Source organism: Streptomyces sp. NPDC088354 (assembly GCF_044753585.1).
Taxonomy (GTDB): Bacteria; Actinomycetota; Actinomycetes; order Streptomycetales; family Streptomycetaceae; genus Actinacidiphila.
The window spans coordinates 54,154-68,105 of sequence record NZ_JBIVNJ010000016.1; the positions used below are offsets into that span (position 1 = coordinate 54,154).

14 protein-coding genes are annotated in these 13,952 nt (G+C 71.9%); 13 read left to right on the plus strand and 1 reads right to left on the minus strand.

Annotated features, from left to right (window positions below; genetic code table 11):
• Both ACIP98_RS23185 and thiD read left to right on the plus strand, forming a co-directional pair.
• A complete protein-coding gene (locus ACIP98_RS23185; RefSeq protein ID WP_319659754.1) occupies positions 1-960 on the plus strand; it encodes a thiamine-phosphate kinase in 960 nt (319 codons plus the stop codon).
• Between the two features lie 22 nt (positions 961-982).
• Complete coding sequence (gene thiD / locus ACIP98_RS23190; RefSeq protein WP_401977729.1) at positions 983-1,774, plus strand: bifunctional hydroxymethylpyrimidine kinase/phosphomethylpyrimidine kinase; 792 nt, start codon at positions 983-985, stop codon at positions 1,772-1,774.
• 98 nt (positions 1,775-1,872) lie between these two features.
• Here thiD and rpmB read toward each other — a convergent pair whose 3' ends face one another.
• A complete protein-coding gene (gene rpmB, locus ACIP98_RS23195; protein WP_014628431.1) occupies positions 1,873-2,058 on the minus strand; it encodes a 50S ribosomal protein L28 in 186 nt (61 codons plus the stop codon).
• A gap of 275 nt (positions 2,059-2,333) precedes the next feature.
• Between rpmB and ACIP98_RS23200 the strand changes: the two genes are divergently transcribed.
• The 11 genes from ACIP98_RS23200 (at position 2,334) to ACIP98_RS23250 (ending at position 13,901) form a co-directional block, all read left to right on the plus strand.
• A complete protein-coding gene (locus tag ACIP98_RS23200) occupies positions 2,334-3,989 on the plus strand; it encodes a DAK2 domain-containing protein (protein WP_401977731.1) in 1,656 nt (551 codons plus the stop codon).
• 538 nt (positions 3,990-4,527) lie between these two features.
• A complete protein-coding gene (gene recG, locus ACIP98_RS23205) occupies positions 4,528-6,717 on the plus strand; it encodes an ATP-dependent DNA helicase RecG (protein ID WP_401977733.1) in 2,190 nt (729 codons plus the stop codon).
• A gap of 95 nt (positions 6,718-6,812) precedes the next feature.
• Positions 6,813-7,346, plus strand: coding sequence for a hypothetical protein (locus ACIP98_RS23210; RefSeq protein WP_401977734.1), 534 nt, complete (start codon positions 6,813-6,815; stop codon positions 7,344-7,346).
• Between the two features lie 69 nt (positions 7,347-7,415).
• Positions 7,416-7,997, plus strand: coding sequence for a 16S rRNA (guanine(966)-N(2))-methyltransferase RsmD (gene rsmD / locus ACIP98_RS23215; protein WP_319659749.1), 582 nt, complete (start codon positions 7,416-7,418; stop codon positions 7,995-7,997).
• A gap of 35 nt (positions 7,998-8,032) precedes the next feature.
• A complete protein-coding gene (gene coaD / locus ACIP98_RS23220; protein WP_319660046.1) occupies positions 8,033-8,512 on the plus strand; it encodes a pantetheine-phosphate adenylyltransferase in 480 nt (159 codons plus the stop codon).
• A 10-nt stretch (positions 8,513-8,522) separates the two neighbouring features.
• Positions 8,523-9,602 carry an ATP synthase F0 subunit B gene (locus ACIP98_RS23225; protein WP_401977736.1) on the plus strand — a complete coding sequence of 360 codons (1,080 nt, stop codon included), beginning with the start codon at positions 8,523-8,525 and terminating at the stop codon, positions 9,600-9,602.
• A 92-nt stretch (positions 9,603-9,694) separates the two neighbouring features.
• Positions 9,695-10,321 (plus strand): YceD family protein, encoded by a 627-nt coding sequence (locus tag ACIP98_RS23230; RefSeq protein WP_401977738.1) that lies wholly within the window; start codon positions 9,695-9,697, stop codon positions 10,319-10,321.
• Between the two features lie 2 nt (positions 10,322-10,323).
• A complete protein-coding gene (gene rpmF / locus ACIP98_RS23235; RefSeq protein WP_026251550.1) occupies positions 10,324-10,497 on the plus strand; it encodes a 50S ribosomal protein L32 in 174 nt (57 codons plus the stop codon).
• 19 nt (positions 10,498-10,516) lie between these two features.
• Entirely contained in the window at positions 10,517-11,263 is a 747-nt protein-coding gene (gene rnc, locus ACIP98_RS23240; protein WP_319659746.1) for a ribonuclease III, read from the plus strand.
• An 86-nt stretch (positions 11,264-11,349) separates the two neighbouring features.
• Complete coding sequence (mutM, locus tag ACIP98_RS23245; protein WP_319659745.1) at positions 11,350-12,231, plus strand: bifunctional DNA-formamidopyrimidine glycosylase/DNA-(apurinic or apyrimidinic site) lyase; 882 nt, start codon at positions 11,350-11,352, stop codon at positions 12,229-12,231.
• Between the two features lie 866 nt (positions 12,232-13,097).
• Positions 13,098-13,901 carry a hypothetical protein gene (locus ACIP98_RS23250; RefSeq protein WP_401977739.1) on the plus strand — a complete coding sequence of 268 codons (804 nt, stop codon included), beginning with the start codon at positions 13,098-13,100 and terminating at the stop codon, positions 13,899-13,901.
• Positions 13,902-13,952 lie beyond the last annotated feature (51 nt).

Consider the following 13,952-nt stretch of genomic DNA (forward strand, 5'->3'; position numbering starts at 1 on the left):
ATGAAGGGCACCGTGGGCGAGCTGGGGGAGTTCGGGCTCATCAGGGAGTTGACCTCGCGGCTCACCTCCAGTCCCGCCGTACGACTCGGACCGGGTGACGACGCCGCCGTCGTCACCGCGCCGGACCGGCGCGTCGTGGCCACCACCGACGCGCTCGTGGAGGGGCGGCACTTCCGCCGTGACTGGTCCACCGCCTACGACGTCGGCCGCAAGGCCGCCGCGCAGAACCTCGCCGACATCGCCGCCATGGGCGCCGTGCCGACCGCCGTGCTGCTCGCCCTCGTCGTCCCGGCGGACCTCGCGGTCACCTGGCCGCTGGAGCTGATGGACGGCATCCGCGACGAGTGCCAGGTGGCGGGCGCCGCCGTGGTCGGCGGCGACGTCGTGCGCGGCGACACGATCATGGTCTCCATCACCGCGCTCGGCGACCTTCGCAACCGCGAACCGGTCACCCGGTCCGGCGCCCGGCCCGGCGACATCGTGGCCGTCACCGGCTGGCTCGGCTGGTCCGCGGCCGGACTCGCCGTGCTCGCCCGCGGCTTCCGCTCCCCGCGCGCCTTCGTCGAGGCCCACCGCCGGCCCGAACCGCCGTACCACGCCGGGCCGGCCGCCTCCGAACTCGGCGCGACCGCGATGACCGACGTCAGCGACGGACTGGTCGCCGACCTCGGGCACATCGCCGCGGCCAGCGGCGTCACCATCGACCTGACCTCCGCCGATGTCGACGTCCCGGCCCAGATGGCCGACATCGGGCAGGCCGTCGGCATCGACCCGCTGCACTGGGTGCTCACCGGCGGCGAGGACCACGCCCTCGTCGCCGCCTTCCCGCCGGACGCCAAGCTGCCCGCCCGCTGGCGGGTGATCGGACGCGTGGTGAAGGCCACCACCTCCCCGCAGGTCACCGTCGACGGCGCGCCCTGGGAGTCGGCGGGCGGATGGGACCACTTCGGCGACGAGTGAGGGCGGCGACTAGATTCGCCGTATGACGATCCCACCGCGTGTGCTCACCGTCGCCGGCTCCGACTCCGGCGGTGGCGCGGGCATCCAGGCCGACCTCAAGACGATGCTGGCCCTCGGGACGCACGGCATGAGCGTGATCACGGCCGTCACGGCACAGAACTCGCTCGGTGTGCAGGGCGCCTGGGAACTGCCGGTGGACGCGGTGCGCGCCCAGTTCCGCAGCGTCGTCGACGACATCGGCGTGCAGGCCGTCAAGACCGGCATGCTCTCCTCGCCCGCGCTGGTCGCGACCGTCGCCGAACTGCTGGCCCCGCTCGGGGTTCCCGTGGTCGTCGACCCGGTCGGCGTCTCCAAGCACGGTGATCCGCTGCTGGCCGCCGACGCCGTCGACGTCGTCCGCACCCGGCTGCTGCCCCTGGCCACCGTCGCCACCCCGAACCTGGACGAGGTGCGGCAACTCACCGGCGTCGTGGTGGACGGCGAGTCCGCGCTGCGCGAGGCCGCCGCCGCGGTCCTCGCCCTCGGTCCGAGCTGGGCGCTGATCAAGGGCGGCCACCTGGACGGCGATGCCGTGGACCTGCTGACCGACGGCACCGATGAGCACTGGCTGCGCGCCCCCCGCCATGACAACCGTCACACCCACGGCACCGGATGCACGCTGGCCGCCGCGGTGGCCTCCTACCTCGCCCGCGGCCTCGACGTCCCGGACGCGGTCGGCGCCGCCAAGGAGTACGTCACCGGCGCCATCGCCGCCGGCTTCCCCCTGGGCGCGGGCATCGGGCCGGTCGACCACGCGTGGCGGCAGCGCGGCTGAACCGCCCCGCGGGGTACCGGGACACAGCAGAAAGCCGGTCCACCCTGAGGTGGACCGGCTTCGAGTAGCCGCAAGGCTGCGCTACGACGTCGAATGCGTCAGCGCGCGACCTTGCCGGCCTTGATGCACGAGGTGCAGACGTTGAGGCGCTTCGGCGTCCGCCCGACCACAGCACGCACCGTCTGGATGTTGGGGTTCCAACGACGGCGAGTACGGCGGTGCGAGTGCGAAATGTTGTTGCCGAAGCCCGGCCCCTTGCCGCAGACGTCGCAGTTGGCAGCCACGGGTCACTCCAAAGACTTCAGATGCACTAACGGATAGATCCCACCGGTGTCGGACGTCCGTTCAAAAGCATTTGAAGGAAAACCGGTGGTACCGAGGGACGGCCCGGGACAGCCCCGGGCAACCGGAGCAGCATACTACGTCCGCTCCTGTCCCTCGAAACTACCATGGTCAGCGGGACGGCCCGATCCCCCGCCGGGTCCCGCGCCTCAGTACGCTGCGTGCGGAACCCTGCCTCTGCCCCAGGTCCCTGGCCGCCCCCCCGCAGGAGGAACACGTGCCGCCGACGCTCGACGCCCCCGCGGTGCGCGCATGGTGCCGGCTCGCCCTCCAGGCACTCGGCCGGGCGCGCGAGGAGATCGACGCGATCAACGTCTACCCCGTCGCCGACGGGGACACCGGCACCAACATGTACCTCACCGTCGAATCCGCCGCCCAGGCCGTCGACGCGGTCTTCGACGGGCACGCCGCCTCCGGCACCGAGCCCGACCTCTCCTCGTGCCTGCGCTCCATGGCGCACGGCGCCCTCATCGGGGCCCGCGGCAACTCCGGCACGATCCTCGCCCAACTGCTGCGCGGCATGACCGAAGTGCTGGCGTCCGGCTCCGGGGACCTGCGGCCCGCGCTGCGCCGTGCCGCGGAGTCCGCGTACCAGGCGGTCGCCCATCCCGTCGAGGGCACGATGCTCACCGTGGCGACCGCCGCGGCCGAGGCCGCAGCCGCCACGGCGGACGCCGCCGCCGACGCCTGGGCGGTGGCACGGGCCGCGTACGAGGGCGCGCGCCGCGCGCTCGCCGCCACCCCGGCGCAGTTGGACGTTCTCGGGAACGCCGGCGTGGTCGACGCCGGCGGCCGGGGACTGGTGGCCGTCCTGGGAGCCCTCGCCGACGCGGTCTCCGGACAGGCCCCCATGGGCCCGCTGGTCGACGCCCTCCCCAAGGGCCCCGCCCTGCCCTTCGGCTGCGCGCCCGGCGGCGACACGGGCGACCCGCACGTCGTGCCCGGCGGCCCCGGCTTCGAGGTGGTCTACCTCCTGGACGCGCCGGACACGGCCGTCGACGGTCTGCGCCGCAGGCTCGACGGGCTCGGCGACTCCCTGGTGGTCGTCGGCGGCGACGGCCTGTGGAACGTCCATGTGCACGTCGACGACGTCGGCGCCGCCATCGAGGCCGGGATCGAGGCCGGACGGCCGCACCGCATCAAGGTCACCCACTTCGGCGACCAGGCCCGGGCCCACGAGCGCGGCCGCCGCGGGCAGCGCGGGGAACCCGCCCTGCGCGCCGTCGTCGCCGTCGTGCGCGGCGACGGCCTCGCCGCGCTGTGCGCCGAGGCGGGCGCCGTGGTCATCGCCGTCCGGCCCGGGGAGCCGCCCGCCAGCGGCGAGATCGCGGAGGCCATCCGCCGCGCGTACGCCCGCGAGGTCGTGCTCCTGCCCAACGACGTCGAACTGCGGCACGCGGCCGGGGCCGCGGCCGAACAGGCCCGCACCGAGGGGGTGCGGGTCGCCCTCATCCCCACGCGGTCCGCGGTCCAGGGCATCGCCGCCCTCGCCGTCCACGAGCCGTCGCGGCGGTTCGACGAGGACGTCGTGGCGATGACGTCCGCGGCCGGCGCCACGCGCTACGCCGAACTCGCCGTCGCGGAGACGCGGTCCTGGACGATGGCGGGCGTCTGCCAGGCCGGGGACGTCCTCGGCCTCATCGACGGCGACGTCGCCATCATCGGCGGGAACCTCGTGGAGACCGGGATCACCGTGCTCGACCGGATGCTGGCGGCGGGTGGGGAGATGGTCACCCTCGTGCTGGGGGCCGGCGCGCCGGCCGGTCTCGCGGGGCGGCTCGAGGCGCATGTCCGGGAGAGTCACCTGGCGGTGGACACGGTGGTGTACACGGGGGGGCAGGAGCGGTGCCCGCTCCTGATCGGCGTCGAGTAGTTCCCCCGCCCTCCCGCCCGTGTGCCCTGTGAAGTCACGCGCCCCGACACGCGTTGTTGGGGGGTCGGGTGCGGGGCCTCCGGGGTTGGCCATTCTGGACAGCACATCTCGGTGCCTTGAGGACCCTGAAATTGCGCACCGGGGTGGTGCACCCAAATATGCTCCAGTGTCCAGAACGCCCACTCCTACGACCCCGCCCCCTCAGGTCTCGTTCACGAAGGGCGTAGCCGTCACGGCCAACAGCACTCCCACCGGCCGTGAGTCGCCCATCCGACCCGGGAGGGGGTGTGGCGGGGTTCGCCCGCAGGGGACGAGCGGAGACCGCGTGGCCCGATGCCGGACGATGCTGGGCCAAACCGCGAGCCCCGTGGGGGTACCTCCCAGCGGTAGCTGGTGGAGGACCCCGGCGCGGCACCGACCCCCACCACGCACAAAGCGGGGCCCGCACTTACCGCGCCGGGTGATCGGGAGGGTGGGCGGGGGAAAAACCCGGCCCGGACGGCAGGCGCGGCGCGCGCCGTGCGCAAAGATGGACGCGATGTCTGCTCCCCTTGACGAACCGCTCACCAAATCCGTCGGCGGCCGCACCGCGAAGGTCTTCGCCGACCACCTCGACCTGCACACCGTCGGAGACCTGCTGCACCACTACCCGCGCCGCTACGCCGAGCGCGGTGAGCTGACGCGCCTGTCGGACCTTCCGCTCGACGAGCACGTGACGGTCGTCGCGCGCGTGGCGAAGGCGACGAAGAAGACCTACGGCCCGGGCAAGGCCCGGCTGGAGGTGGTCGTCACCGACGGCAGTGGCTCGTTGACGCTGGTGTTCTTCGGCCGGGGGGTGTTCAAGCCGGAGCAGGACCTGCTCCCGGGCCGGCGCGGCATGTTCGCCGGCAAGGTGTCGGTCTTCAACCGGGCGCTGCAGTTGGCGCACCCGGAGTACCAGTTGCTGGACGCCGAGGAGGGCAAGGAGGCCGTGGACGCGTTCGCGGGCCGGCTGATGCCGATCTATCCGGCGTGCAAGCAGGTCAACTCGTGGACGATCGCGAAGACCGTGGACACGGTGCTGACCTCGCTGGGGGCGACGCGGTGGGCCGGGACGGGGGAGCCGCTGCCGGAGGCGCTGCGCGGGTCGCGCGGGCTGGTGGGGTTGCCCGAGGCGCTGGAGAAGATCCACCGGCCGCGGACGAAGGCCGACATCGCCGTCGCCAAGGACCGCCTGAAGTGGGACGAGGCGTTCGTGCTGCAGGTGGCGCTCGCGCGGCGCCGGGCCGCGGAGTCGGCGTTGCCGGCCGTGCCGCGCGTGCCGGCGCAGGACGGGCTGCTGAAGGCGTTCGACGCGCGGCTGCCGTTCACGCTCACCGAGGGCCAGGAGTCCGTCTCGGCCGAGATCTTCGCGGATCTGGCGACGGACCACCCGATGCACCGGCTGCTGCAGGGCGAGGTCGGCTCGGGCAAGACGATGGTGGCGTTGCGCGCGATGCTCGGGGTGGTGGACGCGGGCGGTCAGGCCGCGATGCTGGCGCCGACGGAGGTGCTGGCCCAGCAGCACCACAGATCGATCACGGAGATGATGGGCGACCTCGCCGAGGCCGGTCTGCTGGGCGGTTCCGAGCTGGGCACGAAGGTGGTGCTGCTGACCGGTTCCATGGGGGCCGCCGCGCGCCGTCAGGCGCTGCTGGACCTGGTGACCGGAGAGGCCGGCGTCGTCGTGGGTACGCACGCGCTGATCGAGGACAATGTGCAGTTCCACGACCTGGGCCTGGTCGTCGTCGACGAGCAGCACCGCTTCGGGGTCGAGCAGCGCGACGCGCTGCGGGGCAAGGCGAAGCAGCCGCCGCATCTGCTCGTGATGACGGCGACGCCGATCCCGCGCACGGTCGCGATGACGGTCTTCGGCGATCTGGAGACCTCCGTGCTGGACCAGTTGCCGGCCGGCCGTTCGCCGATCGCCACGCACGTCGTGCCGGCGAAGGACAAGCCGCACTTCCTGTCGCGCGCCTGGGAGCGGGTCCGCGAGGAGGTCGAGAACGGGCACCAGGGGTATGTGGTGTGCCCGCGGATCGGCGACGAGGAGCCCGATCCCAAGAAGAAGTCCGCGGAGGACGAGGCGGAGCGGCGGCCGCCGCTGGCGGTACTGGAGATCGCCGAGCAGTTGGTGAAGGGTCCGCTGGCGGGCCTGCGGGTGGAGGTGCTGCACGGCAGGATGCATCCCGACGCCAAGGACGACGTGATGCGCGGCTTCGCCGCGGGGGAGGTGGACGTGCTCGTCGCGACCACCGTCATCGAGGTCGGCGTCAACGTCCCCAACGCCACCGCCATGGTGATCATGGACGCGGACCGCTTCGGCGTCTCGCAGCTGCACCAGTTGCGCGGCCGGGTCGGCCGCGGTTCGGCGCCGGGGCTGTGCCTGCTGGTGAGCGAGATGCCGGAGGCGAGTCCGGCCCGGGCCCGGCTGGACGCCGTGGCCGGGACGCTGGACGGGTTCGAACTGTCCCGGATCGACCTGGAGCAGCGCCGGGAGGGCGACGTGCTCGGGCAGGCGCAGTCCGGGACCCGGTCCTCGCTGCGGATGCTCACCGTCATCGACGACGAGGACGTGATCGAGGCCGCCCGCGAGGAGGCCGTCGCGCTGGTCGCCGAGGACCCCGAGCTGACCGGGCAACCGGATCTGCGCAGCGCCCTGGAGAGCCTCGTCGACGCGGACCGGGAGCAGTACCTCGACAAGGGCTGACGGGCCGTCAGTGTCAGACCCTCCTGGGAGAATGGACACAGTCCGCGCCGATCCGCTCGGGAATCGGCGTAGTTGGACCTTTGGGGGCTGATTTCATGTCGTTCCGTCATCTCAACGAACTGCCGCTCGGTGAGAAGGTCTTCCGGATCGAGCTCTCCAGCGACGACGACAGCACCGTGACCCTCTCCCTGGCCGGCTGGTCCGAGGACGATCCGGACACCCTCCTCGCCTCCGGCACGCTCGCCCTGCCGCTGGCCGACGTCCCGTCCCTGCGCATCGCTCTCAACCGCGCGCTGCGCGCGCTCGCCCTCGTGGCCGACGTGGCCGAGCCCATCCCGGACCGCGACGTGCTGCGGGAGCTGTTCCCGGGGCACGGCGCGCCCTGGGTGCCGCAGCACGAGGAGGAACTGCTCCGCCGGTTCCACGACGGCGATTCCGTCGCCCGGATAGCCGCCCGCTTCGGCCGCACCCCCGACTCCCTGCGGACGAAGCTGCGCGAACTCGGCCACGACCCGCGCCGCCCCGAGTACTGCCCGCCCGACGGCTGCCTGTCCTGGTCGCGCTACGCCTCGCCGGCACTGGTGGGTTCGCCCGCGCCGGACGCCGGGGGCGAGCAGGGCGGGCTCTGACCTACGTATCGTGGGGGAGCGGCGCCCCAGGGTGCCGCTCCGCCCGCCCACGAGACGAATGAGCCGCTGATGACCCGCGTGATCGCCGGAGCCGCCGGTGGCCGCCGCCTGGCCGTACCGCCGGGCAACGGCACCCGCCCCACCTCGGACCGGGCCAAGGAGGGGCTGTTCTCCACCTGGGAGTCGCTGCGCGGCACCCTGGCGGGCGCGCGGGTGATCGACCTCTACGGCGGTTCGGGCGCCGTCGGTCTGGAGGCGCTGTCCCGCGGGGCCGAGCACGTCCTGCTGGTCGAGGCCGACCCGCGGGCCGCCCGCGTCATCCGGGACAACGTGCGCACCCTCGGCCTGCCCGGTGCCGAGGTGCGGGCCGGCAAGGCCGAGAAGGTGATCGCAGGACCCGCCCCCCAGGACCCGTACGACGTGGTCTTCCTGGACCCGCCGTACGCCGTCACCGACGACGAGCTGCGAGAGATTCTGCTCACACTCCGTACGCAGGGGTGGCTCGGGGCCGACGCGATCGCCACCGTGGAACGGAGCACCCGAGGCGGGGAATTCCGCTGGCCCGAGGGCTTCGGAGGGCTGCGGGCCCGCCGCTACGGCGAAGGGACGCTTTGGTACGGTCGCGCCGCCGACGTCACTGACGCGTCATGAACCCACCGCAGAAGCCTCAGAGCGAGGAGTCACCGTTGCGCCGCGCCGTCTGTCCGGGGTCCTTCGACCCCGTCACCAATGGACACCTCGACATCATCGCCCGTGCCTCCCGTCTCTATGACGAGGTCTATGTGGCCGTGATGATCAACAAGTCCAAGCAGGGCCTGTTCTCGATCGAGGAGCGCATCGCCCTCATCGAGGAGGTCACCGCCGACTACGGGAACGTCCGGGTCGAGGCCTTCCACGGACTGCTCGTCGACTTCTGCAAGCAGCGTGACATCCCCGCCATCGTCAAGGGGCTGCGCGCGGTCAGCGACTTCGACTACGAGCTGCAGATGGCCCAGATGAACAACGGGCTGTCCGGCGTGGAGACGCTCTTCGTCCCCACCAACCCCACCTACAGCTTCCTGTCCTCCAGCCTCGTCAAGGAGGTGGCGCAATGGGGCGGTGACGTCGCCCACTTGCTGCCCCCCGTCGTGCTGGAGGCTCTCAAGAAGAAGCTCGCGCGGCAGTAGAGTCTGTGACGTGGACGTCCAGATGAAGCTCGATGAGATCGTGGCCGCCGTCGAGGCCGCCCGGTCCATGCCGATGTCGGCCTCCTGCGTGGTCAACCGTGCCGAGCTGCTCGCCATGCTCGAAGACGTGCGGGCCGCGCTGCCGGACTCGCTCTCCCAGGCCCAGCAGCTGCTGGGCGGCCGGGAGCAGATGGTCGAGGAGGCCCGCGCCGAGGCCGCCCGGATCCTCCAGGCCGCGCACGCCGAACGCGGCTCGCTGATCTCCGACACCGAGATCGCCCGCCGGTCCCAGCAGGAGGCCGAGCGCATCGTCACCGAGGCGCAGCGCGAGGCCGCCGAGATCCGGGCCGAGGCCGACGACTACGTGGACAGCAAGCTGGCCAACTTCGAGGTCGTCCTCACCAAGACCATCGGCTCCGTCGACCGCGGACGCGAGAAGCTGCTCGGCCACGGCCACGGCCCCGAGCTGGACGAGAACGGCTACCCGTACGAGGACGACGCGCCCGAGCGCAGCGCCGACCCCGAGACGCTGCGCCGCCGCGCCGACGACTACGTGGACGCCAAGCTGGGCGCCTTCGAGGCGGTGCTGAGCAAGACCCTGGAGGCGGTCGGCCGCGGCCGTCTGAAGCTCACCGGCCACCGCCCGATCGACGAACTGGGCGCTCACATGGCGTCCCAGGACGCCGGCGACTCCGAGGGTCACGACCCCGGCCAGTCCGACGCCGAGTACCTGGCGGGCCTGGCCGCCCCCGCGGTCCCCGGGGAGTACCAGTACGACGCGAACACAGGCCAGCAGCCCGCCTACGGCTACCAGCAGCCCGATCCGTACCAGCAGCAACAGCAGCCGGACCCGTACCAGCAGCAGGCCCAGTACGCCGACCCCTACGCCGCCCAGCCGCAGCAGCAGGCGTACTACGACCCGAACTACGGCTGGCAGCAGCCGCAGCAGCCCCAGGGCGGCTACGAGCAGCAGCAGTACATCCCGCAGCAGCCCCAGGGCGCGGCGCTGGACGAGACCAGCTTCTTCGACACCAGCATGATCGACCTGAACCGCCTGCGGGAGCTGGAGCAGGAGCGCGGTTTGGGCTGAGCCCGGGGGACCGGTATCCTGATCCCTCAGCCGTGTGATCCCCGGCGCTTTGGCGTGCCCGCCCGTCCTCCGGACGAACGTGCACCGAACCGATGAAAGCAGGAGCTCTGAACACCCGCCTCGACCACCGCAACCCGCTCGTGTTCGACACGCATGAGCTGGGCCGTCGTCCTGGTGCGATGAAGAAGGTCTCCCGCACGGTTCCGGCACCGAAGGATCTCGGCATCGAGGTCATCGGCGTCCGCGAGGGCGCAGAGATCATGCTGGACCTCCGCCTGGAGTCGGTGATGGAGGGGGTGCTCGTCACGGGCACCGCCCACGCACCGCTCTCGGGGGAGTGCGTAAGGTGTCTGGAGCCGGTCGAGCGTGAGCTCGACACGGAATTCCAGGAGCTGTACTCCTACCCCGACGCCGACACCCGGACCGGTGGGCACCACGGTGCCGCCGACGCCGGTGACGACGCGGAGGAGGAGGACACTCACCTCCTCGAGGGCGACCTGTTCGACCTCGAGCCCGTGCTGCGGGACGCGGTGGTTCTCGAACTGCCGCTGCAGCCGGTGTGCCAGGACGACTGTCCCGGTCTGTGCTCCGAGTGCGGGGCACGGCTGGCGGACGACCCGGACCACCGTCACGAGGCCACCGACATCCGTTGGGCGGCCCTGCAGAACATTCAGCTGAGCGGTGCCGACGAGGGCGCCGACGAGAACCAGGAGAAGTAGCCGTGGCTGTTCCGAAGCGGAAGATGTCGCGCAGCAACACGCGCCACCGCCGTTCGCAGTGGAAGGCTGCGCCCGTGAGCCTGGTGGCGTGCGAGCGTTGCCACGAGCCGAAGCAGCAGCACATCGCGTGCCCGAGCTGCGGCACCTACAACCGTCGTCAGGTCCTCGAGGTCTGATCGGCGGGTGAGGGGCCTCATGTCGGACGGAACAACGTCGACAGACGCCGGTAAGGCAGCCTCGTCCCCCGCGGTTCTGGAAGGGCGGCTCGGGTACACACTCGAACCCGCCCTTCTGGTACGTGCGCTGACCCACCGCTCGTACGCGTACGAGAACGGCGGTCTGCCCACCAACGAGCGGCTGGAGTTCCTCGGGGACTCGGTGCTCGGCCTGGTGGTCACCGACACCCTCTACCGCGGCCACCCGGATCTCCCGGAGGGCACGCTCGCGAAGCTGCGGGCCGCGGTGGTCAATTCGCGCGCGCTCGCCGATGTGAGCCGCGGTCTGGACCTGGGCAGCTTCATCCGCCTGGGCCGGGGCGAGGAGGGCACGGGCGGCAGGGACAAGGCATCGATTCTGGCGGACACGCTGGAGGCGGTGATCGGGGCGGTCTATCTGGACCAGGGTCTGGACGCCGCGTCCGAGCTGGTGCACCGGCTCTTCGATCCACTGATCGAGAAGTCCTCCAACCTCGGTGCGGGCCTGGACTGGAAGACCAGCCTCCAGGAACTGACCGCGGGCGAGGGCCTCGGCGTCCCCGAGTACGTGGTCACCGAGACCGGACCCGACCACGAGAAGACCTTCACGGCTGCCGCCCGCGTCGGTGGTGTCGAGTACGGCACCGGCACCGGCCGCAGCAAGAAGGAAGCCGAGCAGCAGGCCGCCGAGGCCGCGTGGCGTGCGATCCGCGCCAAGCGGGACGGCGACACGGCTGCCGTGAACTGAACACCGTCGGGCCCGCCCGGCCGGCCCCAGGCCGTCCGGGCGGGCCCTTACGGTTTTCCGCCGAACCCGCGAGAGGAGCACCCACCGTGCCCGAGCTGCCCGAGGTCGAGGTGGTGCGGCGCGGTATGGAGCGCTGGGTCAGCGGCCGCACCGTCGCCGACGCGGAGGTCCTGCATCCGCGCGCCGTCCGCCGGCACCTCGCCGGGGCCGAGGACTTCGCGGCCCGGCTGAAGGGTGCGACCCTCGGCCCGGCGCGGCGCCGCGGCAAGTACCTCTGGCTGCCGCTGGAGGACTCCTCGCTCACGCTCCTCGGCCACCTCGGCATGAGCGGGCAGCTGCTCGTCCGGCCGGAGGACGCGCCGGCCGAGACGCACCTGCGCATCCGCGTGGGCTTCGACGACGCCCTGGGCACCGAACTGCGCTTCGTCGACCAGCGCACCTTCGGCGGCCTGTCCCTGCACGAAGCGGTCCCCGGCGACCCGGACGGGCTGCCCGTACCGCTGTCGCACATCGCCCGCGACCCGCTCGACCCCGCCTTCGACGACGCCGCCTTCCACGCCGCGCTGCGCCGTCGCCGCACCACGATCAAGCGCGCGCTGCTGGACCAGTCCCTGATCAGCGGCGTCGGCAACATCTATGCCGACGAGGCGCTGTGGCGCACGAAGCTGCACTACGAGCGCCCCACCGCCACCCTCACCCGGCCGCTGACCGACGAGCTGCTCACCCACATCCGCGAGGTGATGAGCGACGCCCTGGCGGCCGGCGGCACGAGTTTCGACAGCCTGTACGTCAACGTCAACGGGGAGTCCGGCTACTTCGACCGCTCCCTGGACGCGTACGGCCGCGAGGACGAGCCCTGCCGCCGCTGCGGCACGCCGATCCGCCGCCGGCCGTGGATGAACCGTTCGAGCTACTTCTGCCCGCGCTGCCAGCGGCCACCGCGCCCCGCGACCGCCCGCGCGTCCTAGCCGCGCCGCGCCACGCGCTGAGCCCCTGGTTCGCGCTTCCCGGGGTCAGCGCGAACGCCGGGCGGCCCGGACGCGACGCCTGACGGCGAGCGGCGCCCAGTAGCCGAAGAAGCGTCCCGGGGGTCTGCTGGCCTGGGGTCGCCCAGACGATCGACGCTGTGACCTGCGATTGAGTGCAACGGTTGTCAGCGCTGGCCGTCGTCGTGCGCCCTCGGACGGCCCAGAGACGGGCCAACGCCGAAGCCGTCCTCGCCTCGGACCGTCGCACGAGAACACCTCGCTACTCCGGGCCCATGGCGCACCCGGCAGGCTGCATTGCGGCTGATCGGCCCTGATCTTCTTGGGCTGGCCGTGGAGCCTCGGCAGGGTGAGGTCGTCATCCACGCTGCAGTACGCAGAGAGACACCCGAAGTACTTGAGGATCTGGACGACATAGCCGGCGACCTCGACGGCTTCCTGCAAGGTGGCCCCGAAGCCCGGTCGGCCATCACGCGGCGTGTGCACATCGGTCCGCCCGACGCGACCACCTGGCCGGGCTTCGCCCACGCGCTTGTCTACATCGCCAAGTCATAGCGAAGCAGGTGGCCCCAGTCTCGAAGACCGAGGCTGCTGACCCTGCCTCACCTGGGCTGACGCTGACCTGCAGCAACGCGGCCTGGTCACCGCCGTTCCCCGTGGGTCCCCGTTCGGCACCGCCTCACGGGGCACGGCTGCGGCACGCTCGATCCCCTCGATTCGGCAAGGCGCCGTGGCACTGTCACCACCCGTGTCCTTGGCGACTTCCTCCTGCGTGCAGGGGTTGTCTGTGGCGGGCACTAGCGTGCCCGCCGAGTCCCGTCGATGTCTGTACGCCATGAGGAGCCACGATGCCCGGCGATGCACCCGAGTTGCCCGTGAAGGATCTGCGCACCCTGATACCGGAGTACGCGGACCTCGCCAGGGAGACCGTCCTCCTCAACCCCGAGCCCGGCGACCCAGGCGGGCGGGAGAGTTCGCTGGGAGGCGAGTTGCTGTGGCCCGCGGACGAGCCGTGGCCGTACTGCGCACAGGAAGGCCACTGGACGCCCGGGTCCGGCTGGGGCAACAGCCCTACCGACCCGGGCGCGGTGCCGATGGTGCCGATCCTCCAGCTGTTCGCCCGTGATGTCCCGGGGTTGGAGTTCCCGGAGGGGAAGGATCTGCTCCAGCTGGTGTGGTGCGCGCTCATACACGAGCGGGATCCCGGGCCGGTGATGCCGCAGCTGTACTGGCGCAACGAGGCGGAGGTCGTGGCCGGAGGGCTGCTGTCCGAGCCCCCCGAGGTGAGCGAGGGGGAGTACGACGAGGACAACATGCCGGAACCGTCCACGCTGTCCCCGATGGTCGCGGAGGACTTTCCGAGGTGGCTCGATCTGCCCAAGGACATGGAGGAGACCTGGGAACGTCGTCTCCGGTTGCCGACGGGCGACGCCGAGTGGCCACCCGACTCCAACCTCATCGGAACGAAGGTCGGTGGCTGGCCCGCCTGGACGCAGCCTGCCGACTGGCCGGACTGCGAGAGCGGACACCGCATGGAGCACCTTCTGACCATCACCGACGACATACCGTTGGGCGACTGCGGCGGCGTCTACTTCTTCCATTGCCGCCAGTGCCCCGGTCTCCCCTGGGACTGGCGCTTCGACTGCCACTGACAGCTGAGGTCGGTGGAGCGGTTTGGCCGGTGGCCTGCCTGGGCCGGGATC

Excerpts from the sequence above, each read along its gene's own strand:
- ACIP98_RS23185 (WP_319659754.1), top strand. The coding sequence starts at position 1 with ATGAAGGGCACCGTGGGCGAGCTGGGGGAGTTCGGGCTCATCAGGGAG.
- thiD (WP_401977729.1), top strand. The coding sequence starts at position 983 with ATGACGATCCCACCGCGTGTGCTCACCGTCGCCGGCTCCGACTCCGGC.
- recG (WP_401977733.1), top strand. The coding sequence starts at position 4,528 with ATGTCTGCTCCCCTTGACGAACCGCTCACCAAATCCGTCGGCGGCCGC.
- ACIP98_RS23210 (WP_401977734.1), top strand. The coding sequence starts at position 6,813 with ATGTCGTTCCGTCATCTCAACGAACTGCCGCTCGGTGAGAAGGTCTTC.
- rsmD (WP_319659749.1), top strand. The coding sequence starts at position 7,416 with ATGACCCGCGTGATCGCCGGAGCCGCCGGTGGCCGCCGCCTGGCCGTA.
- ACIP98_RS23230 (WP_401977738.1), top strand. The coding sequence starts at position 9,695 with ATGAAAGCAGGAGCTCTGAACACCCGCCTCGACCACCGCAACCCGCTC.
- rnc (WP_319659746.1), top strand. The coding sequence starts at position 10,517 with ATGTCGGACGGAACAACGTCGACAGACGCCGGTAAGGCAGCCTCGTCC.
- ACIP98_RS23250 (WP_401977739.1), top strand. The coding sequence starts at position 13,098 with ATGCCCGGCGATGCACCCGAGTTGCCCGTGAAGGATCTGCGCACCCTG.